Annotated in this window: 26 protein-coding genes and 1 pseudogene; 24 read left to right on the forward strand and 3 right to left on the reverse strand. The window is 64.4% G+C overall.

Translation table 11 applies throughout. The features are described 5' to 3' along the window. The first annotated feature begins 2 nt into the window (after positions 1–2). The 10 genes and pseudogenes from AB4120_RS17620 to AB4120_RS17665 all read left to right on the forward strand — a co-directional run bounded on the left by AB4120_RS17620 (position 3) and on the right by AB4120_RS17665 (position 10,688). Positions 3–698 (forward strand): ABC transporter ATP-binding protein, encoded by a 696-nt coding sequence (locus AB4120_RS17620; protein WP_441642635.1) that lies wholly within the window; start codon positions 3–5, stop codon positions 696–698. Between the two features lies 1 nt (position 699). Further along, positions 700–1,428, forward strand: coding sequence for an ABC transporter ATP-binding protein (locus tag AB4120_RS17625; RefSeq protein ID WP_441642636.1), 729 nt, complete (start codon positions 700–702; stop codon positions 1,426–1,428). Further along, a pseudogene (locus AB4120_RS17630) lies at positions 1,416–2,543 on the forward strand (ABC transporter substrate-binding protein); the annotation flags it as partial. The gene AB4120_RS17625 and the pseudogene AB4120_RS17630, both read left to right, overlap by 13 nt. 65 nt (positions 2,544–2,608) lie before the next feature. Next, on the forward strand, positions 2,609–3,493 hold the full coding sequence (locus AB4120_RS17635; RefSeq protein ID WP_149137073.1) for a branched-chain amino acid ABC transporter permease: 885 nt from the start codon (positions 2,609–2,611) through the stop codon (positions 3,491–3,493). Next, a complete protein-coding gene (locus AB4120_RS17640; RefSeq protein WP_392388473.1) occupies positions 3,493–4,527 on the forward strand; it encodes a branched-chain amino acid ABC transporter permease in 1,035 nt (344 codons plus the stop codon). The genes AB4120_RS17635 and AB4120_RS17640 overlap by 1 nt, the downstream gene beginning before the upstream one ends. A 272-nt stretch (positions 4,528–4,799) precedes the next feature. Beyond that, positions 4,800–5,324, forward strand: coding sequence for a hypothetical protein (locus tag AB4120_RS17645; protein WP_441642637.1), 525 nt, complete (start codon positions 4,800–4,802; stop codon positions 5,322–5,324). A gap of 348 nt (positions 5,325–5,672) precedes the next feature. Beyond that, positions 5,673–6,824, forward strand: a complete 1,152-nt coding sequence (locus tag AB4120_RS17650; RefSeq protein WP_441642638.1) for an ABC transporter substrate-binding protein — start codon at positions 5,673–5,675, stop codon at positions 6,822–6,824. A 195-nt stretch (positions 6,825–7,019) separates the two neighbouring features. Beyond that, the gene (locus tag AB4120_RS17655) at positions 7,020–8,072 is read left to right on the forward strand and encodes a branched-chain amino acid ABC transporter permease (protein WP_441642639.1); all 1,053 of its coding nucleotides are present in this window, start codon (positions 7,020–7,022) and stop codon (positions 8,070–8,072) included. A gap of 3 nt (positions 8,073–8,075) precedes the next feature. After that, entirely contained in the window at positions 8,076–9,935 is a 1,860-nt protein-coding gene (locus tag AB4120_RS17660; protein WP_441642640.1) for a branched-chain amino acid ABC transporter ATP-binding protein/permease, read from the forward strand. A 9-nt stretch (positions 9,936–9,944) separates the two neighbouring features. Further along, on the forward strand, positions 9,945–10,688 hold the full coding sequence (locus tag AB4120_RS17665) for an ABC transporter ATP-binding protein (protein ID WP_149137077.1): 744 nt from the start codon (positions 9,945–9,947) through the stop codon (positions 10,686–10,688). 134 nt (positions 10,689–10,822) lie between these two features. On the opposite strand, the gene AB4120_RS17670 is transcribed toward AB4120_RS17665, so the two are convergent. Next, positions 10,823–11,743, reverse strand: coding sequence for a LysR substrate-binding domain-containing protein (locus AB4120_RS17670; protein ID WP_149137078.1), 921 nt, complete (start codon positions 11,741–11,743; stop codon positions 10,823–10,825). 140 nt (positions 11,744–11,883) lie between these two features. Between AB4120_RS17670 and AB4120_RS17675 the strand changes: the two genes are divergently transcribed. After that, positions 11,884–12,885: a tripartite tricarboxylate transporter substrate binding protein BugE gene (locus AB4120_RS17675; protein ID WP_441642641.1), complete on the forward strand. Its 1,002-nt coding sequence runs from the start codon at positions 11,884–11,886 to the stop codon at positions 12,883–12,885. A gap of 3 nt (positions 12,886–12,888) precedes the next feature. Next, on the forward strand, positions 12,889–13,767 hold the full coding sequence (locus AB4120_RS17680) for an N-formylglutamate amidohydrolase (RefSeq protein ID WP_441642642.1): 879 nt from the start codon (positions 12,889–12,891) through the stop codon (positions 13,765–13,767). Between the two features lie 78 nt (positions 13,768–13,845). Here AB4120_RS17680 and AB4120_RS17685 read toward each other — a convergent pair whose 3' ends face one another. Together AB4120_RS17685 and AB4120_RS17690 are read right to left on the reverse strand one after the other, a co-directional pair. Further along, on the reverse strand, positions 13,846–14,208 hold the full coding sequence (locus AB4120_RS17685; RefSeq protein ID WP_441642643.1) for a hypothetical protein: 363 nt from the start codon (positions 14,206–14,208) through the stop codon (positions 13,846–13,848). A gap of 17 nt (positions 14,209–14,225) precedes the next feature. Beyond that, entirely contained in the window at positions 14,226–14,681 is a 456-nt protein-coding gene (locus AB4120_RS17690; protein ID WP_149137082.1) for a penicillin-insensitive murein endopeptidase, read from the reverse strand. Between the two features lie 259 nt (positions 14,682–14,940). On the opposite strand from AB4120_RS17690, the gene mnmG reads away from it, so the two are divergent. The 12 genes from mnmG to atpD all read left to right on the forward strand — a co-directional run bounded on the left by mnmG (position 14,941) and on the right by atpD (position 26,879). Next, positions 14,941–16,896, forward strand: coding sequence for a tRNA uridine-5-carboxymethylaminomethyl(34) synthesis enzyme MnmG (mnmG, locus tag AB4120_RS17695; protein ID WP_441642644.1), 1,956 nt, complete (start codon positions 14,941–14,943; stop codon positions 16,894–16,896). Continuing rightward, positions 16,897–17,607, forward strand: coding sequence for a 16S rRNA (guanine(527)-N(7))-methyltransferase RsmG (rsmG, locus tag AB4120_RS17700; protein ID WP_144203349.1), 711 nt, complete (start codon positions 16,897–16,899; stop codon positions 17,605–17,607). It abuts the gene before it with no gap. A gap of 71 nt (positions 17,608–17,678) precedes the next feature. Next, positions 17,679–18,452, forward strand: coding sequence for a ParA family protein (locus tag AB4120_RS17705; protein WP_144203351.1), 774 nt, complete (start codon positions 17,679–17,681; stop codon positions 18,450–18,452). Positions 18,453–18,484: 32 nt separating this feature from the next. After that, a complete protein-coding gene (locus tag AB4120_RS17710) occupies positions 18,485–19,387 on the forward strand; it encodes a ParB/RepB/Spo0J family partition protein (RefSeq protein WP_092300434.1) in 903 nt (300 codons plus the stop codon). A 388-nt stretch (positions 19,388–19,775) separates the two neighbouring features. Then, the gene (locus AB4120_RS17715; RefSeq protein ID WP_149137085.1) at positions 19,776–20,324 is read left to right on the forward strand and encodes an ATP synthase subunit I; all 549 of its coding nucleotides are present in this window, start codon (positions 19,776–19,778) and stop codon (positions 20,322–20,324) included. Positions 20,325–20,590: 266 nt separating this feature from the next. Then, positions 20,591–21,460 carry a F0F1 ATP synthase subunit A gene (gene atpB / locus AB4120_RS17720; RefSeq protein WP_149137086.1) on the forward strand — a complete coding sequence of 290 codons (870 nt, stop codon included), beginning with the start codon at positions 20,591–20,593 and terminating at the stop codon, positions 21,458–21,460. Between the two features lie 63 nt (positions 21,461–21,523). Next, on the forward strand, positions 21,524–21,790 hold the full coding sequence (gene atpE / locus AB4120_RS17725; protein WP_092138471.1) for a F0F1 ATP synthase subunit C: 267 nt from the start codon (positions 21,524–21,526) through the stop codon (positions 21,788–21,790). Positions 21,791–21,895: 105 nt separating this feature from the next. After that, a complete protein-coding gene (locus tag AB4120_RS17730; protein WP_144203359.1) occupies positions 21,896–22,366 on the forward strand; it encodes a F0F1 ATP synthase subunit B in 471 nt (156 codons plus the stop codon). Between the two features lie 2 nt (positions 22,367–22,368). After that, positions 22,369–22,911: a F0F1 ATP synthase subunit delta gene (locus AB4120_RS17735; protein WP_149137087.1), complete on the forward strand. Its 543-nt coding sequence runs from the start codon at positions 22,369–22,371 to the stop codon at positions 22,909–22,911. Positions 22,912–22,950: 39 nt separating this feature from the next. Continuing rightward, a complete protein-coding gene (gene atpA, locus AB4120_RS17740) occupies positions 22,951–24,492 on the forward strand; it encodes a F0F1 ATP synthase subunit alpha (protein ID WP_144203363.1) in 1,542 nt (513 codons plus the stop codon). A 74-nt stretch (positions 24,493–24,566) separates the two neighbouring features. Next, positions 24,567–25,442, forward strand: a complete 876-nt coding sequence (gene atpG / locus AB4120_RS17745) for a F0F1 ATP synthase subunit gamma (RefSeq protein ID WP_149137088.1) — start codon at positions 24,567–24,569, stop codon at positions 25,440–25,442. A 33-nt stretch (positions 25,443–25,475) separates the two neighbouring features. Beyond that, positions 25,476–26,879, forward strand: a complete 1,404-nt coding sequence (atpD, locus tag AB4120_RS17750) for a F0F1 ATP synthase subunit beta (protein WP_144203368.1) — start codon at positions 25,476–25,478, stop codon at positions 26,877–26,879. The last annotated feature ends 59 nt before the right edge of the window (positions 26,880–26,938 follow it).

Below are 26,938 nucleotides of genomic sequence, written 5' to 3' on the forward strand. Positions count from 1 at the left end.
ACCTGCAGGTGCGGCGCGGCTCGATCCACGCATTGATCGGCCCCAACGGCGCAGGCAAGACGACCTGCTTCAACCTGCTTACCAAGTTCCTGGAGCCGACCACCGGCACCATCCTTTTCAACGGCATCGACATCACCCGCGAGAGGCCGGCGCAGATTGCGCGGCGCGGCGTGATCCGTTCGTTCCAGATTTCCGCCGTGTTCCCGCACCTGACCGTGCGCGAGAACGTGCGCATTGGCCTGCAGCGCCAGCTTGGCACCTCGTTCCAGTTCTGGCGCAGCGAGCGTTCGCTCGATGTGCTCAACGACCGGGCGATGGACCTGCTCGAGCAAGTGGGTCTGACCGAGTTCGCCGAGACCGTCACCGTCAACCTGCCGTACGGCCGCAAGCGCGCGCTGGAGATCGCCACCACGCTGGCGATGGAGCCCGAGYTGATGCTGCTGGACGAGCCCACGCAGGGCATGGGCCACGAGGACGTGGACCGCGTGACGCAGCTGATCAAGAAGGTCTCCGCTGGCCGCACCATCCTGATGGTGGAGCACAACATGAACGTGGTGTCCTCCATCGCCGACAAGATCACCGTGCTCCAGCGCGGCGCGATCCTGGCCGAAGGGCCCTACGCGGAGGTGTCCAAGGACCCGCGCGTGATGGAAGCCTATATGGGCACGGTCGACGCGGAACTGCAGGGGGCGCACTGAGATGAACACCAACACTCCCGCCCTTGAAATCAAGGACCTGAACGCCTGGTACGGCGAGTCGCACATCCTGCACGGCGTGGACCTGACCGTGAACCACGGCGAAGTGGTCACGCTGCTCGGCCGCAACGGCGCGGGCCGCACTACCACCATGCGCGCCATCATGGGCCTGACCGGCGCCCGCAAGGGCTCGATCAAGGTCAACGGGCACGAGACCATTGGCCTGCCCACGCACAAGATCGCGCATTACGGCATCGGCTACTGCCCGGAAGAGCGGGCGATCTTCTCGAGCCTGTCTTGCGAAGAAAACCTGATGCTGCCCCCGGTGCTCAAGGGTGCCGACGCCAGCCGGGGCATGAGCGAGGCCGAGATCTACGAGATGTTCCCGAACCTGGCCGAACGGCGCCAGAGCCAGGGCACACGGCTGTCCGGCGGCGAACAGCAGATGCTGGCGGTGGGGCGCATCCTGCGTACCGGCGCGAGCCTGCTGCTGCTCGACGAGATCTCGGAGGGCCTGGCGCCGGTGATCGTGCAGGCCCTCGCGCGCATGATCCTGATGCTGAAGAAGAAGGGCTACACGGTGGTGATGGTGGAGCAGAACTTCCGCTTCGCCGCGCCGCTGGCCGACCGCTTCTACGTGATGGAGCACGGGCAGATCGTCGAGCGCTTCGCCGCCGCCGAGCTGCAGGCCAAGATGCCGGTGCTGAACGAACTGCTTGGGGCGACACCGTGAAGATTGGCTATATCACCGACCTGTCGGGCCTGTATGCCGACATCGACGGCCCGGGCGGCCTGGAAGCCATCAAGATGGCCATCGAGGACCATGGTGGCAAGGTGCTGGGCAAGCCGATCGAGCTGATGTCCGCCGACCACCAGAACAAGGCCGACATCGCTGCCTCGAAGGCACGCGAATGGATGGACCAGCAGGGCCTGGACCTGCTGGTGGGCGGCACCAACTCCGGCACCGCGTTGGCCATGAACAAGGTGGCGTCCGAGAAGAAGCGCGTCTACATCAACATCGGCGCCGGCACGGCCCGCCTGACCAACGAGGAGTGCTCGCCGTACACGGTGCACTACGCGTATGACACGGTGGCGCTGGCCAAGGGCACTGGCAGCGCGGTGGTGAAGCAGGGCGGCAAGTCGTGGTTCTTCCTGACCGCCGACTACGCCTTCGGCCACTCGCTCGAGACCGACACCGCGGCTGTGGTCAAGGCCAATGGCGGCACGGTGGTTGGCGCGGTGCGCCATCCGCTGTCGGCATCGGACTTCTCTTCGTTCCTGCTCCAGGCGCAGTCGTCCAAGGCGCAGATCCTGGGTCTGGCCAACGCCGGCGGCGACACGATCAACGCGATCAAGGCGGCCAAGGAATTCGGTATCACGAAGAATATGAAGATCGCTGGTCTGCTCATGTTCATCAATGACGTGCATAGTCTGGGCCTGAAGAACACCGAAGGCCTGCTGATGACCGACAGCTGGTACTGGGACATGAACGACGACACCCGCAAGTGGGCCAATCGCTTCTTCGGCAAGATGAAGAAGATGCCGAGCAGCTTGCAGGCGGCCGACTACTCGGCGGTCAGCACGTACCTGAAGGCGGTGGAGACGGCCAAGACCGACGATCCGGACAAGGTGATGGCCGAGCTGAAGAAGATGAAGATCAACGACTTCTACAACAAGGGTCAGATCCGCGCCGACGGCCGCAACATCCACGACATGTACCTGATGCAGGTGAAGGCGCCGGCGGATTCGAAGAAGCCTTGGGACTACCTGAAGGTCGTGGCAACGATCCCGGGCGACCAGGCCTTCACGACGGTTGCCGAGTCGAAGTGCGCAATGTTGAAGAAGTAAGCATTGGTTTTGCGCCCCTCTCCCGCTGGCGGGGGAGGGGATAGACACTCAGGCACTCGACGCCAATGGACATATTCGGAATTCCTCTACCCGCCATGCTGTCCCAGTTGCTGCTGGGGCTGGTCAATGGCGCTTTCTACGCGATGCTGAGCCTCGGGCTGGCCGTGATCTTCGGCCTGCTCAACGTCATCAACTTCGCACACGGCGCGCTGTTCATGCTCGGCGCGCTGCTGGCCTGGGCGGGCATGGAGTACGCCGGGCTCAACTACTGGGTCATGCTGGCGCTCTCGCCGCTCATCGTCGGCGCGCTCGGCGTGATCATCGAGAAGTCGATGCTGCGCTGGATCTACAAGCTCGACCATATCTACGGGCTGCTGCTGACGCTGGGCATCACGCTGGTGATCGAAGGCGTGTTCCGCTCGATCTACGGCGTCTCGGGCCTGCCGTACTCGCCGCCTGACGCGCTCCAGGGCGCCACCGACCTCGGCTTCATGATCCTGCCGAACTATCGCGCCTGGGTCGTGGTGGCATCGCTGGTGGTCTGCTTCGCCACGTGGTTCGTGATCGAGAAGACCAAGCTTGGCGCCTACCTGCGCGCCGGCACCGAGAACCCCAAGATGGTGGAGGCCTTCGGCGTCAACGTGCCGCTGATGGTGACGCTGACCTACGGCTTCGGTGTGGCGCTGGCGGCCTTCGCGGGCGTGCTGGCGGCGCCGGTGATCCAGGTGTCGCCGCTGATGGGCCAGAACCTGATCATCGTCGTGTTCGCCGTGGTGGTGATCGGCGGCATGGGTTCGATCATGGGTTCCATCCTTACCGGCCTGGGCCTCGGCGTGGTCGAGGGCCTGACCAAGGTGTTCTATCCTGAGGCATCGGCCACGGTGGTGTTCTTCATCATGGTGATCGTGCTGCTGCTGCGCCCGGCTGGCCTGTTCGGGAGGGAGAAGTGATGAGCGGACAAACCGGACAAACTGCGGTGCCTGTGAGCACCAGAACCATCAGGAACGGAGCGGGTGTGCAGAAGAAGGTGCTTTACGGCTTGCTGCTGCTGGGGCTGATCGTGGCCCCGATGGCGGGTGCCTACCCGGTGTTCGTACTGAAGGTGATGTGCTTCGCGCTGTTCGCGTGCGCATTCAACCTGCTGATCGGCTTTACCGGGCTGCTCTCGTTCGGCCACGCGGCCTTCTTCGGTGGCGCCGGCTACGCAGCCGGTCACGCGATGAAGGTCTGGGGTGTGACGCCGGAAGTGGGCCTGATCCTCGGCACGCTGACCGGGGCCGGCATCGGCTACGTGGTCGGCTCGCTGGCCATCCGGCGCCAGGGCATCTATTTCTCGATGATTACGCTGGCGCTGGCGCAGATGCTGTTCTTCATCTGCCTGCAGGCGCCGTTCACGGGCGGCGAGGACGGCCTGCAGGGCATTCCGCGCGGCAAGCTGTTCGGCGTGCTCTCGCTCTCCGAGGACATCACGCTGTACTACGTGGCGCTGGCCATCATCGTGGCTGCATTCGCGCTGATCGTGCGTACCGTGCACTCGCCGTTCGGCCAGATCCTCAAGGCCATCAAGGAGAACGAGCCGCGTGCGATTTCGCTTGGTTACGATGTCGACCGCTTCAAGCTGCTCGCCTTCGTGATCTCGGCTGCGCTGTCGGGGCTGGCCGGTTCGATCAAGGCGCTGGTGCTGGGCTTCGGCACGCTGACCGACGTGCACTGGTCGATGTCCGGCTCGGTGATCCTGATGACGCTGGTGGGCGGCCTGGGCACGCTGTCTGGCCCGATCGTCGGCGCCTTCGTGGTGGTGGCGCTCGAGAACAAGCTTGGCGACATTGGTTCGTTCCTGGCGAATCTGACCGGCATCTCCTGGTTCAACGCGCTGGGCGAGTCGGTGACGATGGTCACCGGCATCATCTTCGTGATCTGCGTGCTGACGTTCCGCCGGGGCATCATGGGCGAACTGATCGCGCTGACGAGTCGCAAGAAGTAGCTAAAGTGCGAGTGATGACAGGTCGACATGCCCGCTTTTGGGGCTAGGGTTTCTGCTAGCTTGTTTCATACGCACCGCTTCGTTACATTGCATATACGGTTTTCGCAGGTTAAATGGAGGCGGAAGCGAGGAGACGACAGGCGCGCACCCGGTGTCGGGTAGCAGCAGCCAATACAATAAAAAGGCGTTGCCGGGTGATCCCTGGCAGCGCCTTTTTCATTTGCTGCGCCGGCTGGCGCACGAGGCTTATCGTTCTGCCGTCCTTCCTGTCCATGGATCACCCATCCCCGCTTTCCTCGTGCCCACAAGGGCTCGTGCGGGTCGGCACCCCTGCCGACGCCGCCCTGGTCGACGCCTGGCTGATGGCCCGCGCACCGCTTGCCGTACCCGAGGCCCGCGCCCGCCGGCTGTCGCTGGAAGCACTCCTGGCGCAGGGCGGGCAGGGGCTTTGTCTTATCGATGGCGCTGGCGCCGAGGCCGGAAACTGGCCCGAGGCAGCGAGCCCCAACTCGGTGCACGGACTGCTGCCGGTGACATTTATCCACAGCTTGTCCACAGGCGGCCGGGTTGCGCTGGCAGCGGAATGGTGGGGGCCGGCCGATCTGGCGGCTTCGGCGACGTCGCTCGCCGCCTGCTGTGACGTGCTGGCCGACTGGTGCCGTGCGCACGGTATCCGGCAGGTGTGGCTGGTGCCCGGACTGCTGGCCGATCCCACAGTCGCGCCGCGTGGCTTTGCCCCCGGGGCCGATGGGCTCCTGCACCGCAGCCTCGTGCCGACGCCCAAGCAGCTCGGCTGACCTCGGCATCGACCCCAATCCCGCCACTGGCCGGCTTTCCCAGCCGACCCTGACTGTTGCGCCCGCGCCGCTGCGGGTTAATCCCGCCTTTTCGTACGAAATCGCTGTGTTAGACTCGATTCGCATTCCCGACCGCACGGTCGGGGAATGCAACTGCGCAATCCGGGGGTAAGCCGCGCAGGACGGGAAAAGCAAACGGGACGGTCTTCGAAGTTCCCGACATTGACGCCGGCGCCAGCGCTGCGCCGGCCATAGAGCCCGAAAAACGGGCCAAACCAAGAACTGAGGGCATCCGCCGGCCGGAAGCCGGCGGATGCCTTTTTCCTTTTTGGAACTGAAGGAGACGAGATGACATTCAAGCGCGCCAGCGTGATGGCCCTTGCCGCCGCCAGCCTGTTTGCCGGGACGGCGAGTGCCCAGGTCAAGGTGGGGGTTACCGTATCGGCCACCGGGCCTGCCGCTTCGCTCGGCATTCCCGAGAAGAACACGTTCACGCTGCTGCCCAAGGAGATCGCGGGCAAGAAGATCGAGTACTTCGTGCTCGACGACGCCACCGACACCACCACCGCCGTCAAGAACACCCGCAAGCTCATCAGCGAGGACAAGGTCGACGTGGTGGTGGGCTCCACGGTCACGCCGAACTCGCTCGCGATGGTCGACATCGCCGCCGAGAGCGAGACGCCAATGATCTCGATGGCCGCCTCGGCCCGCATCATCGAGCCGATGGACGCCAAGCGCGCCTGGGTGTTCAAGACGCCGCAAAATGACTCGCACATGGCCACCGCCATTGCCGAGCACATGACGAACAACAACGTGAAGACGGTGGCATTCATCGGCTTCGCGGATGCCTACGGCGAGAGCTGGGCGCAGGAATTCGCCAAGGTGGCGGAGATGCGCAAGATCAAGGTAGTGGCCAACGAGCGCTTTGCGCGCACCGACAACTCGGTGACCGGCCAGGTCCTCAAGATGATGGGCGCCAACGCCGACGCGGTGCTGATCGCTGGTTCGGGTACGCCGGCGGCGCTGCCGGCCAAGACGCTCAAGGAGCGCGGCTACAAGGGCAAGATCTACCAGACCCACGGCGTGGCCAACCCCGACTTCCTGCGCGTCTGCGGCAAGGACTGCGAGGGCACGTACCTGCCGGCTGGTCCGCTGCTGGTGGCCGAGCAGCTGCCCGACAGCAATCCGGTGAAGAAGCCGGCGGTGACCTACAAGACTGCCTACGAGAAGGCCTTCGGCGGGCAGGTGTCGACCTTCGGCGGCCACGCCTGGGACGCCGGCCTGCTGCTGCAGAACGCGATCCCGGAGGCGCTCAAGAAGGGCCAGCCCGGCACCAAGGAATTCCGCAAGGCACTGCGCGACGCCCTCGAGCAGACGAAGAACCTGCCCGTCTCGCACGGCATCATCACCATGAGCCCCACCGACCACCTCGGCATGGACCAGCGCGCGCGCGTGATGGTGCAGATCGTGGATGGCAAGTGGAAGCTGCAAACGAAGTAAGCCGGCAATCGACCGGCGGTACGGAGCAAGTTGCGGAGTCACGAGGCAAAAAAGGGCGCATGGCGATCCATGCGCCCTTTTTTTGTCCGCCGGATCCTGTGATGATGCCCGGATGACCCTGTTCAGGAGGGCGGCGGCGCCGAGCCGGTGACGCCATGCCTTCTTCCACGACACGTTTCCAGACACGGGGAGACAATGGACCTCTCGATTGCGGCCATCCTGGCGCAGGACGGCATCACCTCCGGCGCGATCTACGCGCTGCTGGCACTGGCACTGGTGCTGGTATTCTCGGTGACGCGCGTCATCTTCATTCCCCAGGGCGAGTTCGTGGCGTATGGCGCCCTGACGCTCGCTGCGATGCAGGCCGGCCACGCGCCACAGATCACGTGGCTGCTGCTGGCCATGGGCCTGCTGACGTTCCTTTACGAGTGCGTGACCGTGCTGCGCAGTGCCGAGCTGCGCCGTACCGCCCCGCGCCGGCTGGCCGTGCTGGCCGGCAAGTACGTGGTGTTTCCGCTGGCCGTCCACCTGGTCGTGCAGCAGTACGGCGGGCAGCCCCTGCCGATGCTCGCGCAGATCGCCCTGACGCTGCTGATCGTGATTCCGCTCGGGCCAATGCTGTACCGGCTGGCGTACCAGCCGCTGGCCGAGGCCAGCACGCTGGTGCTGCTGATCGTCTCGGTGGGCGTCCACTTCGCGCTGGTAGGGCTGGGTCTGGTGATGTTCGGCGCCGAGGGCTCGCGCACCAGCGCGTTCTCCGATGCGCGCTTCGACATCGGCACCCTGAGCGTCTCCGGCCAGAGCCTGTGGGTGGTGGGCGTGTCGGCGCTGCTGATCGGCGCGCTGTACTTCTATTTCGAGCGCACGCTCCAGGGCAAGGCGCTGCGCGCCACGGCCGTGAACCGGCTCGGCGCGCGGCTGGTCGGCATCGGCACCACGCAGGCGGGGCGCTTGTCGTTCACGTTGGCGGCGGCGATGGGCGCGCTGTGCGGCATCCTGATCGCCCCGCTGACCACGGTGTACTACGAGTCCGGCTTCCTCGTGGGCCTGAAGGGCTTCGTGGGGGCCATCGTCGGCGGGCTGGTCAGCTATCCGGTGGCGGCGCTGGGCGCGATCCTGGTCGGCTTGCTCGAATCCTATTCGTCCTTCTGGGCCAGCGCGTTCAAGGAGGTCATCGTATTCACCTTGATTATCCCGGTGCTGTTGTGGCGCTCGCTGACCAGCAAGCATGTCGAGGAAGAGGAGTAAGCCATGACATTGCTGACCGACAAGACTGTGGCCGACAAGCCGGCAGACATCGCCCGCCCTCGCACGCAGGCGCGCACCCCAGCCGCTACGCGCAATCGTATTCTCACGATGTTGTTCGTCGTCGTGCTGGCCTTGCTGCCCGTGCTGCCGACGCCCGAGTTCTGGATCACCCTCGGCAACTACATCGGCCTCTATAGCATTGTGGCGATCGGGCTCGTGCTGCTGACTGGCGTGGGCGGCATGACCTCGTTCGGCCAGGCGGCGTTCGTCGGCCTGGGCGCGTACAGCACGGCCTACCTGACCACGCAGTTCGGCCTGTCGCCGTGGTTTGGGCTGGTGGTGGGATTGGGCATCACGATGGCGTGCGCCTACGTGATCGGGCTGATCACGATGAGGATGTCGGGCCACTACCTGCCGCTGGCGACGATCGCCTGGGGGCTTTCGCTGTTCTTCCTGTTCGGCAACCTTGAGTTCCTGGGCAAGTACGATGGCCTGAACGGCGTGCCGGTGCTGTCGCTCTTCGGCGTGTCGCTGCAGTCCGGGCGCTCGATGTTCTATCTGATCTGGGTGGTGGTGCTGCTGGCGGTGCTGGCCATGCAGAACCTGCTGAACTCGCGGCCGGGCCGTGCCATCCGCGCGCTCAAGGGCGGCGGCACGATGGCCGAGGCGATGGGCGTGAACACCGCCTGGATGAAGGTGGTGATCTTCGTGGTGGCGGCGGTGCTGGCCTGCGTGTCGGGCTTCCTCTACGCGCACCTCCAGCGCGCCGTGAACCCGACGCCGTTCGGGCTCAACTACGGCATCGAGTACCTGTTCATGGCGGTGGTGGGCGGCGTGGGCCACGTCTGGGGCGCGGTGCTCGGCGCGGGCATCCTCACCATCCTCAAGGACGTGCTGCAGGGGCTGCTGCCGAAGCTGCTCGGCTCCACGGGCAACTTCGAGATCATTGTCTTCGGCGTGCTGATGGTGCTGCTGCTGCAGTATGCGAGCGACGGCATCTGGCCGTTCCTGCGCCGGCTGTTCCCGTCTGGGCCGCCGGTGACGGCGCCGGACGACGCGCAGCCGCTGCCGGTGCGCCATAAGCCCGAGGCCGGCGAGCTGATCCTCGACGTGCGCGCGGCGCGCAAGCAGTTCGGCGGGCTGGTGGCGGTGAACGACGTGAGCTTCCAGGTGCACGCGGGCGAGATCATCGGGCTGATCGGGCCGAACGGTGCCGGCAAGTCCACCACCTTCAACCTTGTCACGGGTGTGCTGCCGCTGACGCGCGGCGAGGTGCGCTATCGCGGCGAGGTGATCTCGGGCTTGCCGTCGCGCGAGATCGTCAAGCGCGGCGTGGGCCGGACCTTCCAGCACGTGCACCTGCTGCCGACGATGACGGTCCTCGAGAACGTGGCCATCGGCGCGCATCTGCGCGGCGACTTCCGCCCCCAGGGCGGTGTGGCTGCGGCGATTCTCCGCATGAATCAGGCCGAGGAGCAGAAGCTGCTGTTCGAGGCGCGCCGGCAGCTCGAGCGCGTGGGCCTGGCCGACTGCATGTACATGGAAGCAGGCAGTCTGGCGCTGGGCCAGCAACGCATTCTCGAAATTGCGCGCGCGCTGTGCTGCGACCCGGCGCTGCTGCTGCTGGACGAACCAGCGGCCGGCCTGCGCTACAAGGAGAAGCAGGCGCTGGCCGAGCTGCTGAAGAAGCTGAAGGGCGAGGGCATGAGCGTGCTGTTGGTGGAGCATGACATGGATTTCGTGATGAACCTGACCGATCGCCTCGTGGTGATGGAGTTCGGGACGCGCATCGCCGAGGGCGTGCCGGAGGAGGTCCAGAAGAATCCGGCTGTGTTGGAAGCCTATCTGGGCGGCGTCGAGTGAGGATATGAGATGAATCTGATTCTGGAAGTCGATGACCTGCATGTCCGCTACGGCAAGGTCGAGGCGGTGCATGGCGCCAGCCTGAAGGTGGCCGCCGGCAAGATCGTCACCGTGATCGGCCCGAATGGCGCGGGCAAGTCCACGATGCTCAACGCGATCATGGGCGCGCTGCCGGTCAGTGGATCGTCGAACGGCGCGGTGCGCTACCTCGGCCATGACATGGCGGGCATTCCGGTGGAGGGGCGCGTCGCGCGCGGCATGTGCCTGGTGCCGGAGAAGCGCGAGTTGTTCGCGTCGATGACGGTGGAGGACAACCTCCAGCTTGGCGCGTTTCGGCGCAAGAGGGCCGGCGAGCGCAATTACCTCGATCAGATGGAGGTGGTCTACGCACTGTTTCCCCGGCTGAAGGAGCGCGCGAAGCAGGACGCCGGCACGCTGTCAGGTGGCGAGCGCCAGATGCTGGCGGTGGGTCGTGCGCTGATGGCCAAGCCGCAGTTGCTGATGCTCGACGAGCCTAGCCTCGGGCTGGCGCCGCTGATCGTCAAGGAGATCTTCCACATCATCCACAACCTGCGCGAGACCGGCGTGGCAACGCTGCTGATCGAGCAGAACGCGCGCGCCGCGTTGCAGGTGGCCGACTACGCCTATGTGATCGAGACCGGCGACATGGCGATGGAAGGGCCGGCGGCGGAGTTGGCGAGCAATCCGAAGGTGATCGAAACGTACCTCGGGCTGGCGAAGAAGGCGGCTTAGTGTACGAAGTCGGTACGGTTGCTTAAGTTAGAGGAATGAACGCCGGCCATAAGCCGGCTTTATTATTTGTGGAAAGAATAAAGTATTGAGATAGATGTTCAGGATGGATGCTTTCCAGCATCAATGCAGAGGTATCAGCTATGCAGCTCATCCTCCCGCGCCACCTCCAACAGCCATGCGCGGAAGCAATTCAGCGCTACGTGGTCGCGTCGCTCCTTGGGTGCGCAAAGGAAGTACCCACGCTGTAGCCGGATCGGCAGATCGAACGGAGCGACCACCGCGCCGGCGGCGATTTCGTCGCGCACCAGGCAGCGCTGGAGCACTGCCAGTCCCATGTCCGCCTTCACTGCCTGGACGAGGATCGACACCTGGTCGAAGCCGGTGGCCAGCCGGGGCGCAGCACTGGGTACGCCCGCCGCTTCGAGCCAGTGCTGCCAGTTGGCGGGCGCCGTGGTGTGGAACAGCAGTGGTTCCTGGAGCAGGTCGGCGGGGTGCTGCCATCTTCCCGCCGCACGCCGGGCGTGGGCCCGTGCGGGGTGGCAGACCGGCACCATCTCGCGGCCAATCACATAGTCGGCCTGCAGTCCCGGCCACTTGTCCGCCACGCCGGCGAGCAGCGCCGCATCGGGCGTCGGCCCGGAAAGATCCTCGTTGCGACGATAGGGCACGAAGTCGAGCCGGATCTCGGGGTGGCGGCGATGGAAGTCGGGCAGGCGCGGTACGAGCCAGACGCTCGCCAGCGTGGGCACGGCCGACAGTGTGAGGCGGTGCTGCCGGTCCTGATCCCGTTGCAGCATTGCCGCGCTGGCGGCTTCGATGGCGGTCAGCGGGCCGGCCACCGCTTCCAGATAGGTTCGTCCCGCCTCGGTCAGCGTCAGCCGGTGCGCGTTGCGATGGACCAGCGGCTGGCCGAAGTGCTCTTCCAGGCGTGCGATGGCACGGCTGATGGCGCCCTGCGTCACGCAGAGCGTCTCTGCCGCGCGCGTGAAGCTGCCGAGGCGCGCCGCCGTGGCGAACGCGTGCAACTCGGACATCGACGGGGAACGGAGCCGCATGGGGCAGGGCGCGGGGGCGCGGTTAGGATGATCTTTGGTAATGCAACCGTGCAATATAGTCGTTTGTGCGCGACCGGTAAACTCCCGACACTCGACGCTCGGTATCCCCCATCGAGAACGATAAAGAGGAGTTTGATCAGATGACCCGAGCCCGTTCCCCGCGACGCCAGTTCCTGCTGAGCGGCATCGCCCTGGCCGCCACGCTGGGCGCCACCGCCAGCGGCCACGCCATTGCGCAAGGCAGCTATCCGAACAAGCCGATCCGGCTCGTGGTGCCGTTCGCGGCGGGCGGATCCACCGATCTGTCGGCCCGCCTGGTGGCCGAATTCGCCGGCCGCGAACTGGGCCAGACCATCGTCGTGGACAACAAGGGTGGGGCGGGCGGCTCCATCGGCATGGAGCAGGTGGCGCGTTCGGCGCCGGACGGCTACACCATCGGCATGGCCACCGTGAGCACGCACGGCTCGAACCCGGCCGTCTACCCGAAGCTCGGCTATGACCCGATCAAGGACTTCGCGCCGGTGACCAATGTGGTTGCCATCCCGAGCGTGTTCGCCGTGCACCCGAGCGTGCCGGCCAAGACGATGCAGGAGTTTATCGCGCTGGCCAAGGCGAACCCGGGCAAGTACACGTTCGCGTCGCCGGGCGCGGGCTCGCTGGGGCACGTCAACATCGAGAACTTCATGATGCTGGCCAAGATCGACCTGCTGCACGTGCCCTACAAGGGTGCCGGGCTGGCACTCAACGATGCCGTGGCAGGGCAGGTCAATGCGATTACCGACAACCTGTCGTCCACGCTGCCCCACGTGAAATCGGGCCGCCTGCGCGCGCTGGCGGTGCTGGGTGCCACGCGCTCTTCGCAGCTGCCTAACGTACCGACCTATAGCGAACTCGGCTTCAAGGATATGGGCGACGGGGGCTGGTTCAGCATCGTCGCACCGGCCGGCACGCCGCCCGCCATCGTCGACAAGCTCAACGCCGCTATCCACAAGGCCATGCAGAACCCCGAGTTCAAGCGCAAGGTTGAGGAGTCCGGCGGCACGCTGGTGCCGACTACGCCAGACCAGTTCAAGGCGCAGATCCAGCAGGCCATGGCCCGCTATGCGCGCGTGGCCAAGGCCGCCAACATCAAGCTGGACTGAGCGATGACGACTTTCGAAGCTGTACAGGGCGACGCCCCGATTGGCCCGTTCTCACTGGCGGGCCCCCATGGCGACCCACTGCCGCTGATTTGCGATTCGCCGCATAGCGGCGTCTTCTATCCGGAGGACTTCCTCGCGACGGTGCCGCTGGCGCGGCTGCGAGGCGGGGAGGACACCCACATCGATACGCTGTGGGAGGCCGTACCCAAGGTCGGCGGGACGCTGGTCGCGGCCACCTTCCCGCGCGTCTATATCGACCCGAACCGGATGCTCGAGGACCTCGACCCGGACCTGCTCGACGGCCCCTGGCCGACCGCGCTGGCCCCGGGCGAGAAGACCCGCCTTGGCTACGGGCTGGTCTGGCGCAAGCTGGATGCGAACACCCCGATCTATGACCGCAAGCTGTCCGTGGCGGAGGTGCAGGGGCGGATCGACCGCTATTACCGGCCGTACCACGCGGTGCTGTCGTCGGCGGTGGAGGCGGCCTACGGGCGCTTCGGCGCGGTATGGCACCTGAACCTGCACTCGATGCCGAACAACGCCTACGAGCGGCTCAAGATCCAGAGCCCGCGCCCGCTGGCGGACTTCGTACTGGGCGACCGGGACGGCACCACGTGCGAGCCGGGCCTGGTCGACCTTGTGGAGCGGGAACTGCGTGAGATGGGCTACACCGTCGCCCGCAACGACCCGTACAAGGGCGTGCAACTGATCGCCCAGATCGGCCGCCCCGCCGAGCGCCGTAACAGCCTACAGATCGAGATCCGCCGCCCGCTTTATATGGACGAGGCGACCAAGGTACCCAACGCGGGTTTCGTGACCCTCCAGCGGGACTTGGGATTGCTGTCGGCTAGCATCGCTACGTATATCCGCGGGAAGGTTTGAAGGCTGGCGGTGCGATGTTTCACGTGAAACATCGGAGAGGGAGGGGCCCCGCGGAAGCGGGGTTTTTCTTTTGGGGGCTCAGCAGATGACGCCGCCGATGCTCTTGCCTGTTTTTAGGTCGAAGCCAACGTAGCACGCGTATTCCTTGGCAGAGTATCGCAGACAAGAAATTTCTCTTTTTTCCCTCACGCGAGTCGAGGCGTCAGCGCCGCATGCGGCAGGCCGGTCCGGTCCAAGGGCGTTAAACATTTCTCGGGCGGCGCTACCCGAGATCAAAAGGGAAATTTTGCTGTCGCTTTTGCTGGGCGGAATCGTGTCGCCAAGAAAGCCGCCGTATACAACGTACTCCACTTTTGCTGGACGAAACTCGTATTCCCAGGCCGAAGCTGCAGCGCTCACTGCCACCACGCCCAGCAAAGTGGCGAACAGGACCATAGCCATTTGAGATCTCATTGTCCTTATCCTCGGATACGAACGTGCAGATGGTTATCGTGGAATGGCTTCCGGACGACCCGTGCGATTGTGAGGTCGTTAAAGTACACATAGTCAACGTGTCCGCATTGCCAAATGAGCTCGACGAGTCGGCGTGTAGCGGCGCGATCATAGGCCGCCTGCTGATATTCGACTGGAATGTGTTTCCCGTCCTTGCGGACGGGCCGAATGTCTATATCCAGCCCATCCTTATGCGATTTGTGGCCTTTGAAATGGGTGCTGTCGGCGAGACTGATGTTCCCAAATCCCAGCTTCCGAGCATCGTGCCGGCCCCATTTGAACTCTAGGTTGAACAAGAACGACAGCATATTCGGATGCGCATATTGCCCCAGGCCCGCGCTAGGCGTTCCATAGGTGTAGTACGACGCTTCCTCTGGCGCCTGAGGCAGCATGTGGAGGCCCCGTGAATCCTGGAAACTCATGACTGATCCCCCTTCTGGATGAGTCCACGATCATGCTCCGAGTCATGTTGCGATGCAAAAAATGCATCAAATGCGTCACAAATACCGTATGCACCCAAGATCGCAGGGTGTGTTCCACGTGAAACACTCCCCCGTCCCATGTACCGCCCTCGCCATGTTTCACGTGAAACATGGTGTCCGACCAAAGTCCCTCATCCGATTGCCGCTATAATTCGGGATCCTGAATTTTTCCCGCCCAGCCTCCCGGAGGAGGTGTCCCATGCTTTACCCGAAAGAGTTCGATGTCATTGTCGTCGGCGGTGGTCACGCCGGCACCGAAGCCGCGCTTGCCGCCGCCCGCATGGGCTGCCAGACGCTGCTGTTGAGCCATAACATCGAGACGTTGGGTCAGATGAGCTGCAATCCGTCGATTGGCGGCATTGGCAAGGGGCATCTGGTCAAGGAAGTGGACGCCATGGGCGGTGCGATGGCGGCCGCCACGGACGAGGCCGGTATCCAGTTCCGTATCCTGAACTCCAGCAAGGGGCCGGCCGTCCGCGCCACGCGCGCCCAAGCGGACCGTGTGCTGTATCGCAAGGCGATTCGGACCCGGCTGGAGAACCAGCCGAACCTGATGCTGTTCCAGCAGGCGGTCGATGACCTGATGGTAGAGGGCGATCGCGTGGTGGGCGCCATGACCCAGGTGGGCATCGCTTTTCGAGCCCGAGCCGTGGTGCTGACGGCGGGAACGTTCCTCGACGGCAAGATTCACGTCGGGCTGGACAACTACACCGGTGGCCGCGCTGGCGATCCGGCGGCAGTGTCCTTGTCGGCGCGCCTGAAGGAACTGAAGCTGCCGCAGGGCCGGCTCAAGACCGGCACGCCGCCCCGTATCGACGGACGCACCATCGACTTTTCGGTGATGGAAGAGCAGCCGGGCGACCTGGATCCGGTACCGGTGTTCTCCTTCCTGGGCCGTCCGGACCAGCATCCGCAGCAGTTGCCTTGCTGGATCACCCATACGAATAGCCGTACCCACGACATCATTCGCGGCGGCCTGGACCGCTCGCCGATGTACACCGGCGTAATCGAAGGGGTAGGGCCGCGTTACTGCCCGAGTATCGAGGACAAGATCCATCGCTTTTCGAGCAAGGAAAGCCATCAGATCTTCCTCGAGCCGGAGGGGCTGACGACCAACGAGTTCTATCCGAATGGCATCTCCACCAGCCTGCCGTTCGACGTGCAACTCGATCTGGTTCATTCGATCCGCGGCATGGAGAACGCGCACATCCTGCGTCCCGGCTACGCGATCGAATATGACTACTTCGATCCGCGTGCGCTGAAGGCGTCGCTGGAGAGCAAGGCCATCCAGGGGCTGTTCTTCGCCGGCCAGATCAACGGTACGACTGGGTACGAGGAAGCTGCCGCGCAGGGCTTACTGGCCGGTATTAACGCAGGCTGCTTTGTGCGCGAGCGGGATGCCTGGACGCCGCGTCGCGACCAGGCCTATCTCGGCGTGCTGGTCGACGACCTGATCACGCGTGGCGTGACCGAACCGTACCGGATGTTCACGAGCCGCGCCGAATTCCGTCTGAGCCTGCGTGAAGACAACGCGGACATGCGTCTGACCGAGATGGGGCGCGAACTGGGCGTGGTCGATGACGCTCGCTGGGACGCTTTCAATCGCAAGCGCGACGCTGTTTCACGTGAAACAGAGCGCTTGAAGAGCACGTGGGTCAACCCGACGCTGCTGCCGGAAGCCGACGCCGTGCCGCTGCTTGGCAAGGCCATCGAGCGCGAGTATTCGCTGGCCGACCTGCTGCGCCGCCCCGAGGTCACCTATGAGGCACTGATGACGCTGCAGGACGGCCGTCATGCGCCCGAGTGCGTGCTCGACGCCGATCCAATGCTGGCCGAGCAGATTCGCGAGCAGATCGAGATCGGCGTGAAGTACCACGGGTACATCGCCCGCCAGGCCGCCGAGGTGGACAAGCTGGAGGCCAACGAGGCGACGAAGCTGCCGCCTAATTTCGACTACACCGAGGTGCGCGGGCTGGGCTTCGAGGTGAGCCAGAAGCTGAACCAGCATCGCCCGGAAACGCTCGGGCAGGCATCGCGGATCTCGGGCGTCACGCCGGCTGCGATCTCGCTGCTGCTGGTACACCTCAAGAAGAAGGGCATGGGACGCGGCGCGCCCGCTGCCACGCCGGCCGGCAACGGCCAGGAGGCTGCCTGAGTGGGCGGCCCCCGACACCCCGCGATCGACGACGCCGCGCAACGCCGCCGCCTGGAAGCCGGCCTCGCGGTCATCGGCCTGACGCTGGCGCCGGCCCAGATCGACACGCTGCTCGCCTACCTGGCGCTGCTGCGCAAGTGGAACGGCGTCTACAACCTGACCGCGATCCGTCATCCTGACGAGATGCTCACGCATCACCTGCTCGATTCGCTGACTGCGGTGCCGGCGCTGGCGGAAGCCGCGCGCGCCCTGGACGTGGCCGAGCCAGCGCGGGGCAGGGTGCTCGACGTCGGCTCCGGCGGCGGCATGCCCGGGCTGCCCTTGGCGATTGCCTGCCCGGACGTGTCCGTGCTGATGGTCGACATCGTCCAGAAGAAGACCGCGTTCCTCACGCAGTGCCGCGCGCAGCTTGGGCTGTCCAATGCTGCTGCGCATTGGGGCCCGGTGGAGAAGCTCGAGGACGCCAGCGGCTATGCCGTGATCACGTCGCGGGCGTTCGCCGAGTTGACCGATTTCGTGAATCTGTCTGGCCAGTTGCTGGCGCCGGGCGGGAAGCTGATCGCGATGAAGGGGATTTATCCACAGGCGGAGATCGATCGCATGGAAGCTGCCGGACTGATGGCGACGTGGCAGGTGGAGGCGGTACCGAAGCTGACGGTGCCGGAACTGGACGCGGAACGGCACCTCGTGGTGCTGTCGCGCCGGTCATGAACGACAATGTGAACAATTCAGCACAAGCCGGCCTCCCGCCGGCGGCAAGCACTGAGGAGCAGCTAGCGCCTATGGCCAAGGTATTCGTGATCGCCAATCAGAAGGGCGGTGTGGGCAAGACCACCACCACGGTGAATCTGGCCGCCGGGTTGGCCGCGCAGGGGCAGCGCGTGTTGCTGGTGGACCTCGACCCGCAGGGCAATGCCTCGATGGGCTCCGGCATCGACAAGCAGTCGCTCGAACACAGCGTGTATCAGGTACTGGTGGGGCTGTCGACGGTGCAGCAGGCGCGGCAGCGTTCGGAGTCGGGGCGCTACGACGTGGTACCCGCCAACCGCGAACTGGCCGGTGCCGAGGTGGAACTGGTCGAGCTGGACCAGCGCGAGCGCCGCCTCAAGCAGGCGCTGGCCGAGGTGGATGCCGAGTACGACTTCGTGCTGATCGACTGCCCGCCATCACTGTCGCTGCTGACGCTGAACGGCCTCTGCGCCGCGCATGGCGTGATCGTGCCGATGCAGTGCGAGTACTTCGCGCTGGAGGGGCTCTCGGACCTCGTCAATACGATCAAGCAGGTTCACGCGAACCTGAACCGCGATCTGAAGGTGATCGGCCTGTTGCGCGTGATGTTCGACCCGCGCGTGACGCTGCAGCAGCAGGTGTCGGCGCAGCTGGAGGCCCACTTCGGCGACAAGGTGTTCAAGACCGTGATTCCGCGCAACGTGCGGCTCGCCGAGGCACCGTCCTATGGCATGCCGGGGGTGGCGTTCGACGCAGCGTCGAAGGGCGCCAAGGCGTATCTCGATTTCGGCGCGGAGATGATCGCGCGCGTGCGGCAGCTCGGTTGAGCGTCGCGGATTTGCATAGAAGGATGGCGACCATGAGTACCGCGAAGAAGAAGGGCCTCGGCCGTGGACTGGAGGCACTGCTGGGCGGCCCCGCCGAGATCGTCGAGACCGCGAAGCAGGAGGGCGCGCCCACCGTGCTCCGCCTGGAGCAGCTGCAGCCGGGCAAGTACCAGCCGCGCACGCGCATGGACGAGGGCGCGCTGCAGGAGCTGGCCGCCAGCATCCGCGCACAGGGGCTGATGCAGCCGATCCTCGTGCGCCGCGTGGCTGAGCCGGACCGCTACGAGATCATCGCCGGCGAACGCCGCTTCCGCGCATCGAAGATCGCGGGCCTGGACAAGGTACCGGTGCTCGTGAAGGACGTGGCCGACGAGGCTGCCGCTGCGATGGCGCTGATCGAGAACATCCAGCGTGAGGACCTGAACCCGCTCGAGGAAGCGCAGGGCATCATGCGGCTGATCCGCGAGTTCCAGTTCACGCACGAGCAGGCCGCCGAGTCGGTCGGCCGTTCGCGCAGCGCGGTGTCGAACCTGCTGCGCCTGCTGAACCTGGCCAATCCCGTGCAGACGATGCTGATGGCGGGCGACCTCGACATGGGCCACGCGCGCGCGTTGCTGGCCGTGGATGGCGCCAACCAGATCACGCTGGCCAACCAGATCGTCAACAAGCGGCTGTCGGTGCGCGAGACCGAGAAGCTGGTCACCTCGACGCTCAAGCCGTTCGACCTCAAGTCGCTCAAGCAGAAGACCGGCAACGGCACGCGTGACGTAGCGCGCCTGGAAGAAGAATTGTCCGATACGCTGGGTCTGGCCGTGCAGATCAAGCTCGGCGCGCGTGGCAAGGGGCAGCTGACGATCCACTTCACCAGCAATGACGCCCTGGACGGCGTACTCACCCGCCTGCGCGAACCGGCAGACGGCCAGCGCGTGGCCTAACGCCAACCACGCATTACGGCAACCGCTTTGTGTCCCGGCGGCACGCGGTTGTCGGCCTGTTGCGACAATGCCGCGATGCCGTTGCGGCGCGTCCCACAATCTGCGCGATAACCGAACAGCCTGCACCGTCGAAGGGCAGGGTGCACCGCTCGGGCACAGGTCAAATCGCCATCATGCGCCCCCTTGCGCGCGCAATCCAATTACGTCTTGCGTCATTGCCGCGCAATATCCCGCCAGCCATCATGGAGGCGTGATAGCAACCGTTGTGCGCAACATGCTGCAAGCTAACTGAAAGCAGATTGACTCGACTCGTGGATTCCCCGTAGAATCGTGCGGTTTGAATTCTGGCCGGACCCGAAAAGTTCCGGCCTGGAACGAGGCTAGGCAGGTGGTGGTGCGAGACCGTCAGCAAGACCCTTCGCTGGACCGTGCAGCGTCTCCGGAGCATCCGAAAACCGCTCGTCGTTACGACGACTGGAGCGATCGTGATGATGACTGGGACGATGATGGCGCGAATGAAGAACCGGCTGTCGATCCGATCTCGCGTGCCGAGGCGGTGACACTGCTGGGCGAGCGAGCGCTGCGCCCGTCGCGGATGACGCCGGCCAGGGTGGTAATGGCGCAGGTCGTTGTGACGCTGCTGTCGGCCTTGGCCTGGGCGGTGTTCGCGCAGGAGCAGGCGGCGTCTGGCTGGTCGGCGTTCTTTGGCGGCACGGTGTGTTTCGTGCCGAGCGGTTTCTTCGCGCTGCGCCTGTGGATGTCGCGCGGGCAGCCGTCGGTCGGCGGCCTGGTGGCCGGCGAGGCGATCAAGGTCTTCGGCACCGTCGCACTGTTCGTGCTGGTGGTGGTGCTGTACCGCGATCTGCGCTGGGTACCGATGCTGGTCACGTTCCTGTTGGCGCTGAAGACATATTGGGTGGCACTCGCGATTCGCTGAGCGGATTCATGAAGCGGTGGCCGGATGCAAGGGTCGGCTGCCGATTGAAATGAGGCACCCCTCCGGAATATCAAGAGGTTTCAGTTTCACGCGCGGCGCGCCTCGAAAGGGCCCGTGCCGCGTGAGCAAGGTTTGCCCAGAACAACAAGGCGGCTTGCCTGGCGGTGACCGGTCACGTGACCGAAGGCCATGCAAGACGCGTACCGGGCTTCCGCCAGAGCGGGGGCCAGTACCTATCCATTTCGCAATATACGGTTCGCAACGACATGTCAGCAGAAGCTACGCAAGGCGCAGGGCATACGCTCACACCCTCAGGCTATATCGCCGAACATTTGCAGAACTTGAATTCGATCGGCGGCAAGCAGCATTCCGTGGTCGATTTCAGTGTCATCAACTATGACACGGTGTTCTGGTCCGTCCTGTGCGGCGTGCTCGCACTGCTGTTCCTGTACGCAGCCGCGCGCCGCGTGACAGCCGGCGTGCCGGGCCGCTTCCAGGCTTTCGTGGAAATGATCGTCGAGATGGTGGACGACCAGGCCAAGGGCATCATCCACGGCGACCGCTCGTGGATCGCCCCGCTGGCGCTGATGGTGTTCTGCTGGATCACCATGATGAACGCGATCGACTTGATCCCCGTGGACTGGGTCACCGGCCTGAACCACCTGCTGGGCATCTTCCATCTCCACCTGCCGCATCACCGCGCCGTGGCCACCGCCGATCTGAACGGCACGCTGGGCATGTCGTGCGCCGTGCTGGTGCTGATGATCTACTACAGCTTCAAGATCAAGGGCGTGGGCGGCTTCATGCACGAGCTGTTCTCGGCCCCGTTCGGCGCCAAGTGGTACCTGGCCCCGTTCAACCTGATCCTGAACGTCATCGAATACCTGGCCAAGGCCGTTTCGCTCGGCATGCGGTTGTTCGGCAACATGTACGCCGGCGAACTCGTGTTCCTGCTGATCGCGCTGCTGGGTTCGATCTGGACGTTCAGCGGCGATCTGTCCGCACTGGGCTTTGTCGGTCACGTGATTGCTGGCGCCGTCTGGGCCATCTTCCACATCCTGATCGTGCTGCTGCAGGCATTCATTTTCATGATGCTGACGCTGGTGTACATCGGCCAGGCTCACGATCACCACTGATTTCACGGTTTTTGGTTTTTTGGTTTTTTGGTTCTAAGTCTCTCTCAATTTAAAGGAGTCATCATGCAAGCATATCTCGCCAACATCCAGGGTCTGACCGCTATCGGCATCGGCATCATCATCGGTCTGGGCGCCATCGGTGCCTGCCTGGGTATCGCCCTGATGGGCGGTAAGTACATCGAGGCATGCGCACGTCAGCCTGAGCTGATGAACCCGCTGCAAACCAAGATGTTCCTGCTGGCTGGCCTGATCGACGCGGCATTCCTGATCGGCGTGGGTGTTGCAATGCTGTTCGCCTTCGCCAACCCGCTGCTGGCTGTCATTCAGTAAGTCTTTTCGGTCTGCATGATGCTGACGGGCGGCGCAGGCCTCAGTCCGATGGCCTGGCCGCCCTTGTGCATTTATCTGTAGTTTGATTACCGAAAGGAACACACCATGAATCTGAACGCAACGTTTTTTGCGCAGATGGTCGTGTTCTTCATCCTGTGGTGGGTTGTTGCCAAATTCATTTGGCCGCCGCTGGTGAAGGCGCTCGACGAACGCGCAAAGAAGATCGCCGATGGCCTCGCCGCTGCCGAAAAAGGCAAGGCCGAGCTCGAACTCGCCAACAAGCGTGTGGACCAGGCCCTGGCCGAAGCCCGCACCGAGGGTGCCCAACGCGTCGCTGACGCCGAGAAGCGCGCCCAACTGACGGCCGACGAGATCAAGCAGAACGCCCAGGCAGAAGCCGCACGCATCATCGCCCAGGCCAAGGCCGAGGCGGACCAGCAAGTGACCCGCGCCCGCGAACAGCTGCGCGACCAGGTTGCTACGCTGGCCGTGAAGGGCGCCGAGCAGATCCTCAAGCGTGAAGTGAACGCGCAGGTGCACGCCGACCTGCTCAATCAACTCAAGGCTGAGCTCTAATCATGGCTGAAACCGCAACCATTGCCCGTCCCTACGCCGAGGCGCTGTTCCGCGTCGCGAGCGAAGCCGGTGCAGGCAACCTGGGTGCATGGTCCGAACTGGTGTCGGAGATGGGGCAGGTTGCCGCCAATCCCGACATGAAGGCGCTTGCCGACGATCCGAACGTTTCCGCCCAGAAGCTGGCGGAAGTGTTCCTGTCGGTGCTGAAGAGCCCGGTCAACGACGAGGCACGCCGCTTCGTGAACCTGCTGGCGGAGAACAACCGCCTGACGGTGCTGCCGGAAATCGCCGAACAGTTCCATGCGCTCAAGAACGCCCGCGAGGGGTCGTCCGACGTCGAGATCACCAGCGCTTTCCCGCTGGAGGCCTCGCAAGTCAACGAACTGGTCGCCGCACTCGAACGCAAGTTCGGCCGCAAGCTGTACGCACAGGTGGCGGTGGACCCGTCCCTGATCGGCGGCGTGAGCGTCAAGGTCGGCGACGAAGTGCTCGACACCTCCGTGCGCGCGCGCCTGGCTGCCATGCAAGCCGCGCTGACCGCCTGACCGCAACGGCCGACGGATTGAAGAATTAGGAGCATTGTGATGCAACTGAACCCCTCAGAAATCAGCGAGCTGATCAAGTCCCGCATCTCGGGTCTTGGCGCCGACGCTGAAGTGCGCAACACCGGCACGGTGATCTCCGTGACCGATGGTATCTGCCGCGTGCACGGCCTGTCCGGCGTGATGCAGGGCGAGATGCTGGAATTCCCCGGCAACACCTTTGGCCTGGCGCTGAACCTGGAGCGTGACTCCGTGGGCGCCGTGGTGCTGGGTGACTACGAACACATTTCCGAAGGCGACACGGTGAAGTGCACCGGCCGCATTCTGGAAGTGCCGGTGGGTCGCGAACTGCTGGGCCGCGTGGTGAACACGCTGGGCCAGCCGATCGACGGCAAGGGCCCGATCAACGCCAAGGAATCGGACGTGATCGAGAAGGTGGCCCCGGGCGTGATCGCGCGTCAGTCGGTGAGCCAGCCGGTGCAGACCGGCCTGAAGTCGATCGACGCGATGGTGCCGATCGGCCGTGGCCAGCGTGAGCTGATCATTGGCGACCGCCAGACCGGCAAGACCGCCGTGGCTGTCGACGCCATCATCAACCAGAAGGGCAAGGGCGTCTTCTGCGTGTACGTGGCAATCGGCCAGAAGGCTTCGACGATCGCCAACGTGGTGCGCAAGCTGGAAGAGCACGGCGCGATGGAATACACCGTCGTCGTGGCCGCTGCCGCTTCGGACTCGGCCGCCATGCAGTACCTGGCCGCCTACGCCGGCTGCACGATGGGCGAGTACTTCCGCGACCGCGGCGAAGACGCGCTGATCGTCTATGACGACCTGACCAAGCAAGCCTGGGCCTACCGCCAGGTGTCGCTGCTGCTGCGCCGCCCGCCGGGCCGCGAAGCCTACCCCGGCGACGTGTTCTACCTGCACTCGCGTCTGCTCGAGCGTGCTGCCCGCGTGAACGAAGACTACGTGTCGAAGTTCACCAAGGGCGCCGTGACCGGCAAGACCGGTTCGCTGACCGCGCTGCCCGTGATCGAAACGCAGGCGGGTGACGTGTCCGCATTCGTGCCGACCAACGTGATCTCGATCACCGACGGCCAGATCTTCCTGGAAACCGACCTGTTCAACGCCGGTATCCGCCCCGCTATCAACGCCGGTATCTCGGTGTCGCGCGTGGGTGGTGCTGCCCAGACCAAGGTCATCAAGAAGCTGTCCGGCGGTATCCGTACCGACCTGGCCCAGTACCGTGAACTGGCTGCGTTCGCGCAGTTCGCCTCGGACCTGGACGATGCCACCCGCAAGCAGCTGGAGCGCGGTCGCCGCGTGACGGAACTGCTGAAGCAGCCGCAGTACCAGCCGCTGCAGGTGTGGCAACTGGCCGCGTCGCTGTACGCCGCGAACAACGGCTTCCTGGACAACGTGGACGTGAAGGACATCCTGCCGTTCGAGAAGGGCCTCCACGACCACCTGAAGACCAAGTTCGCCGATCTCGTCAACCGCATCGAAGATACCAAGGATCTGTCGAAGGACGACGAGGCCGCTCTGCGTGCCGCGATCGAGGATTTCAGGAAGTCCGCCGCGTTCTAACCGCGTAATTCCACGGATCGCGCCGCGCGCCGGGAGCAACGGCAGCGCGGCGCGAATCGAATGGAGAGGAAGATATGGCCGGAACGAAAGAGATTCGAACCAAGATCAAGAGCGTGCAGAACACGCGCAAGATCACCAAGGCGATGGAGATGGTCGCCGCGTCCAAGATGCGCAAGGCGCAGGAACGGATGCGGAATGCCCGCCCCTACGCCGAGAAAGTGCGGAATATCGCGGCGCACCTGGCTACGGCCAACCCCGAGTTCAAGCATCCGTTCATGCAGGCCCGCGATGTGAAGCGCGCCGGCTTGATCGTGGTGACGACGGACAAGGGCCTGTGCGGCGGCATGAACACGAACGTGCTGCGCGCGGTGACCAACGAACTGAAGACCCTGCAGGGCCGCAACGTGGACGTGCAAGCGACCGCGATCGGTACCAAGGGCATGCAGTTCCTGGGCCGCATTGGCGCCAAGGTGGTCTCGCATGTGGTGCACCTCGGTGACACCCCGCATCTGGAAAAGCTCATCGGCGCGATCAAGGTCCAGCTCGACGCATTCGCCAATGGCGAGGTCGACGTGGTGTACCTGGCGTACACCAAGTTCATCAATACGATGAAGCAGGAGCCGATGGTCGAGCAACTGCTGCCGCTGGCAGCCGACAAGCTCAGCCAGACCGAAGACGAAAAGCGTGCCTACTCGTGGGATTACATCTACGAGCCTGACGCCCAGACCGTAGTGGAAGAGCTGCTCGTCCGCTATGTCGAAGCGCTGGTGTACCAGGCCGTGGCCGAGAACATGGCGTCCGAGCAATCGGCGCGCATGGTGGCCATGAAGGCTGCTTCCGACAACGCCAAGAACGTGATCGGCGAACTGCAACTGGTCTACAACAAGACCCGTCAGGCAGCGATCACCAAGGAACTGTCGGAAATCGTCAGCGGTGCCGCTGCGGTCTAAGGCGTCAAGTATTCAAGCTATCGGAGATACGAAATGAGTATCGGAAATATTGTGCAGTGCATTGGCGCCGTGGTGGACATCGAGTTCCCGCGCGACGCAATGCCGAAGGTGTACGACGCGCTCGTGCTGGAAGAATCCGGCGACTCGTCGTTTGCCGAGAAGGGCCTGACCTTCGAAGTGCAGCAGCAGCTGGGCGACGGCGTGGTGCGTACCATTGCCCTGGGTTCGTCCGACGGCCTGCGCCGCGGCATGCCGGTCAAGAGCACCGGCGCCCCCATCTCCGTGCCGGTTGGCCACGGTACGCTGGGCCGCATCATGGACGTGCTGGGTCGTCCCATCGACGAAGCCGGCCCGATCCAGGCTGACGAGCTGCGCGGCATCCACCAGAAGGCCCCGAGGTTCGACGAACTGTCGCCGTCGGTGGACCTGCTGGAAACCGGCATCAAGGTGATCGACCTGGTCTGCCCGTTCGCAAAGGGCGGCAAGGTGGGCCTGTTCGGTGGCGCCGGCGTGGGCAAGACCGTGAACATGATGGAGCTCATCAACAACATCGCCAAGCAGCACAGCGGTTTGTCGGTGTTCGCCGGCGTGGGCGAGCGTACCCGTGAAGGGAACGACTTCTACCACGAAATGAAGGACTCGAACGTGCTCGACAAGGTGGCCATGGTGTTCGGCCAGATGAACGAGCCGCCGGGCAACCGTCTGCGCGTGGCGCTGACCGGCCTGACCATGGCCGAGCGCTTCCGTGACGAAGGCCGCGACATCCTGTTCTTCGTGGACAACATCTACCGCTACACGCTGGCCGGTACCGAAGTGTCCGCACTGCTGGGCCGTATGCCTTCCGCCGTGGGCTACCAGCCGACGCTGGCCGAGGAAATGGGCAAGCTGCAGGAGCGCATCACGTCGACCAAGACTGGCTCGATCACGTCGATCCAGGCCGTGTACGTGCCTGCGGATGACTTGACCGACCCGTCGCCCGCCACGACCTTCCTGCACTTGGACTCGACCGTGGTGCTGTCGCGTGACATCGCCGCGCTGGGTATCTACCCGGCCGTTGACCCGCTCGACTCCACGTCGCGCCAGCTGGATCCGCAAGTCGTCGGTACGGAACACTACGAAGTGGCCCGCCGCGTGCAGCAGACCCTGCAGCGCTACAAGGAACTGCGCGACATCATCGCGATTCTGGGCATGGACGAACTGTCGCCGGAAGACAAGCTGGCCGTGTCCCGCGCCCGTAAGATCCAGCGTTTCCTGTCGCAGCCGTTCCACGTGGCCGAAGTGTTCACGGGTTCGCCGGGCAAGTACGTGCCGCTGAAGGAAACCATCCGTGGTTTCAAGATGCTGGTGGATGGCGAGTGCGATCACCTGCCCGAGCAGGCGTTCTACATGGTCGGTTCGATCGACGAAGCCTTCGAGAAGGCCAAGAAGCTCCAGTAAGCGGTGTGTTTCGCCTTCATGCACCGTGGCGACTGCCGCGGCCCGCGTGGAGGCGAAAA

This window comes from Cupriavidus sp. 2KB_3 (genome assembly GCF_052115685.1).
In the GTDB taxonomy this organism is placed as follows: Bacteria; Pseudomonadota; Gammaproteobacteria; order Burkholderiales; family Burkholderiaceae; genus Cupriavidus; species Cupriavidus campinensis.

What these genes read in the sequence shown, in the direction of transcription:
- AB4120_RS17735 (WP_149137087.1), top strand. Translation starts at nt 22,369, where the DNA reads ATGGCTGAAACCGCAACCATTGCCCGTCCCTACGCCGAGGCGCTGTTC.
- atpE (WP_092138471.1), top strand. Translation starts at nt 21,524, where the DNA reads ATGCAAGCATATCTCGCCAACATCCAGGGTCTGACCGCTATCGGCATC.
- AB4120_RS17655 (WP_441642639.1), top strand. Translation starts at nt 7,020, where the DNA reads ATGGACCTCTCGATTGCGGCCATCCTGGCGCAGGACGGCATCACCTCC.
- atpG (WP_149137088.1), top strand. Translation starts at nt 24,567, where the DNA reads ATGGCCGGAACGAAAGAGATTCGAACCAAGATCAAGAGCGTGCAGAAC.
- AB4120_RS17710 (WP_092300434.1), top strand. Translation starts at nt 18,485, where the DNA reads ATGAGTACCGCGAAGAAGAAGGGCCTCGGCCGTGGACTGGAGGCACTG.
- AB4120_RS17705 (WP_144203351.1), top strand. Translation starts at nt 17,679, where the DNA reads ATGGCCAAGGTATTCGTGATCGCCAATCAGAAGGGCGGTGTGGGCAAG.
- atpD (WP_144203368.1), top strand. Translation starts at nt 25,476, where the DNA reads ATGAGTATCGGAAATATTGTGCAGTGCATTGGCGCCGTGGTGGACATC.
- AB4120_RS17675 (WP_441642641.1), top strand. Translation starts at nt 11,884, where the DNA reads ATGACCCGAGCCCGTTCCCCGCGACGCCAGTTCCTGCTGAGCGGCATC.
- AB4120_RS17625 (WP_441642636.1), top strand. Translation starts at nt 700, where the DNA reads ATGAACACCAACACTCCCGCCCTTGAAATCAAGGACCTGAACGCCTGG.
- atpA (WP_144203363.1), top strand. Translation starts at nt 22,951, where the DNA reads ATGCAACTGAACCCCTCAGAAATCAGCGAGCTGATCAAGTCCCGCATC.
- AB4120_RS17635 (WP_149137073.1), top strand. Translation starts at nt 2,609, where the DNA reads ATGGACATATTCGGAATTCCTCTACCCGCCATGCTGTCCCAGTTGCTG.
- atpB (WP_149137086.1), top strand. Translation starts at nt 20,591, where the DNA reads ATGTCAGCAGAAGCTACGCAAGGCGCAGGGCATACGCTCACACCCTCA.
- AB4120_RS17685 (WP_441642643.1), bottom strand. Translation starts at nt 14,208, where the DNA reads ATGGCTATGGTCCTGTTCGCCACTTTGCTGGGCGTGGTGGCAGTGAGC.
- AB4120_RS17670 (WP_149137078.1), bottom strand. Translation starts at nt 11,743, where the DNA reads ATGCGGCTCCGTTCCCCGTCGATGTCCGAGTTGCACGCGTTCGCCACG.
- AB4120_RS17645 (WP_441642637.1), top strand. Translation starts at nt 4,800, where the DNA reads ATGGATCACCCATCCCCGCTTTCCTCGTGCCCACAAGGGCTCGTGCGG.
- AB4120_RS17680 (WP_441642642.1), top strand. Translation starts at nt 12,889, where the DNA reads ATGACGACTTTCGAAGCTGTACAGGGCGACGCCCCGATTGGCCCGTTC.
- AB4120_RS17730 (WP_144203359.1), top strand. Translation starts at nt 21,896, where the DNA reads ATGAATCTGAACGCAACGTTTTTTGCGCAGATGGTCGTGTTCTTCATC.
- AB4120_RS17640 (WP_392388473.1), top strand. Translation starts at nt 3,493, where the DNA reads ATGAGCGGACAAACCGGACAAACTGCGGTGCCTGTGAGCACCAGAACC.
- AB4120_RS17660 (WP_441642640.1), top strand. Translation starts at nt 8,076, where the DNA reads ATGACATTGCTGACCGACAAGACTGTGGCCGACAAGCCGGCAGACATC.
- AB4120_RS17650 (WP_441642638.1), top strand. Translation starts at nt 5,673, where the DNA reads ATGACATTCAAGCGCGCCAGCGTGATGGCCCTTGCCGCCGCCAGCCTG.
- AB4120_RS17665 (WP_149137077.1), top strand. Translation starts at nt 9,945, where the DNA reads ATGAATCTGATTCTGGAAGTCGATGACCTGCATGTCCGCTACGGCAAG.
- mnmG (WP_441642644.1), top strand. Translation starts at nt 14,941, where the DNA reads ATGCTTTACCCGAAAGAGTTCGATGTCATTGTCGTCGGCGGTGGTCAC.
- AB4120_RS17690 (WP_149137082.1), bottom strand. Translation starts at nt 14,681, where the DNA reads ATGAGTTTCCAGGATTCACGGGGCCTCCACATGCTGCCTCAGGCGCCA.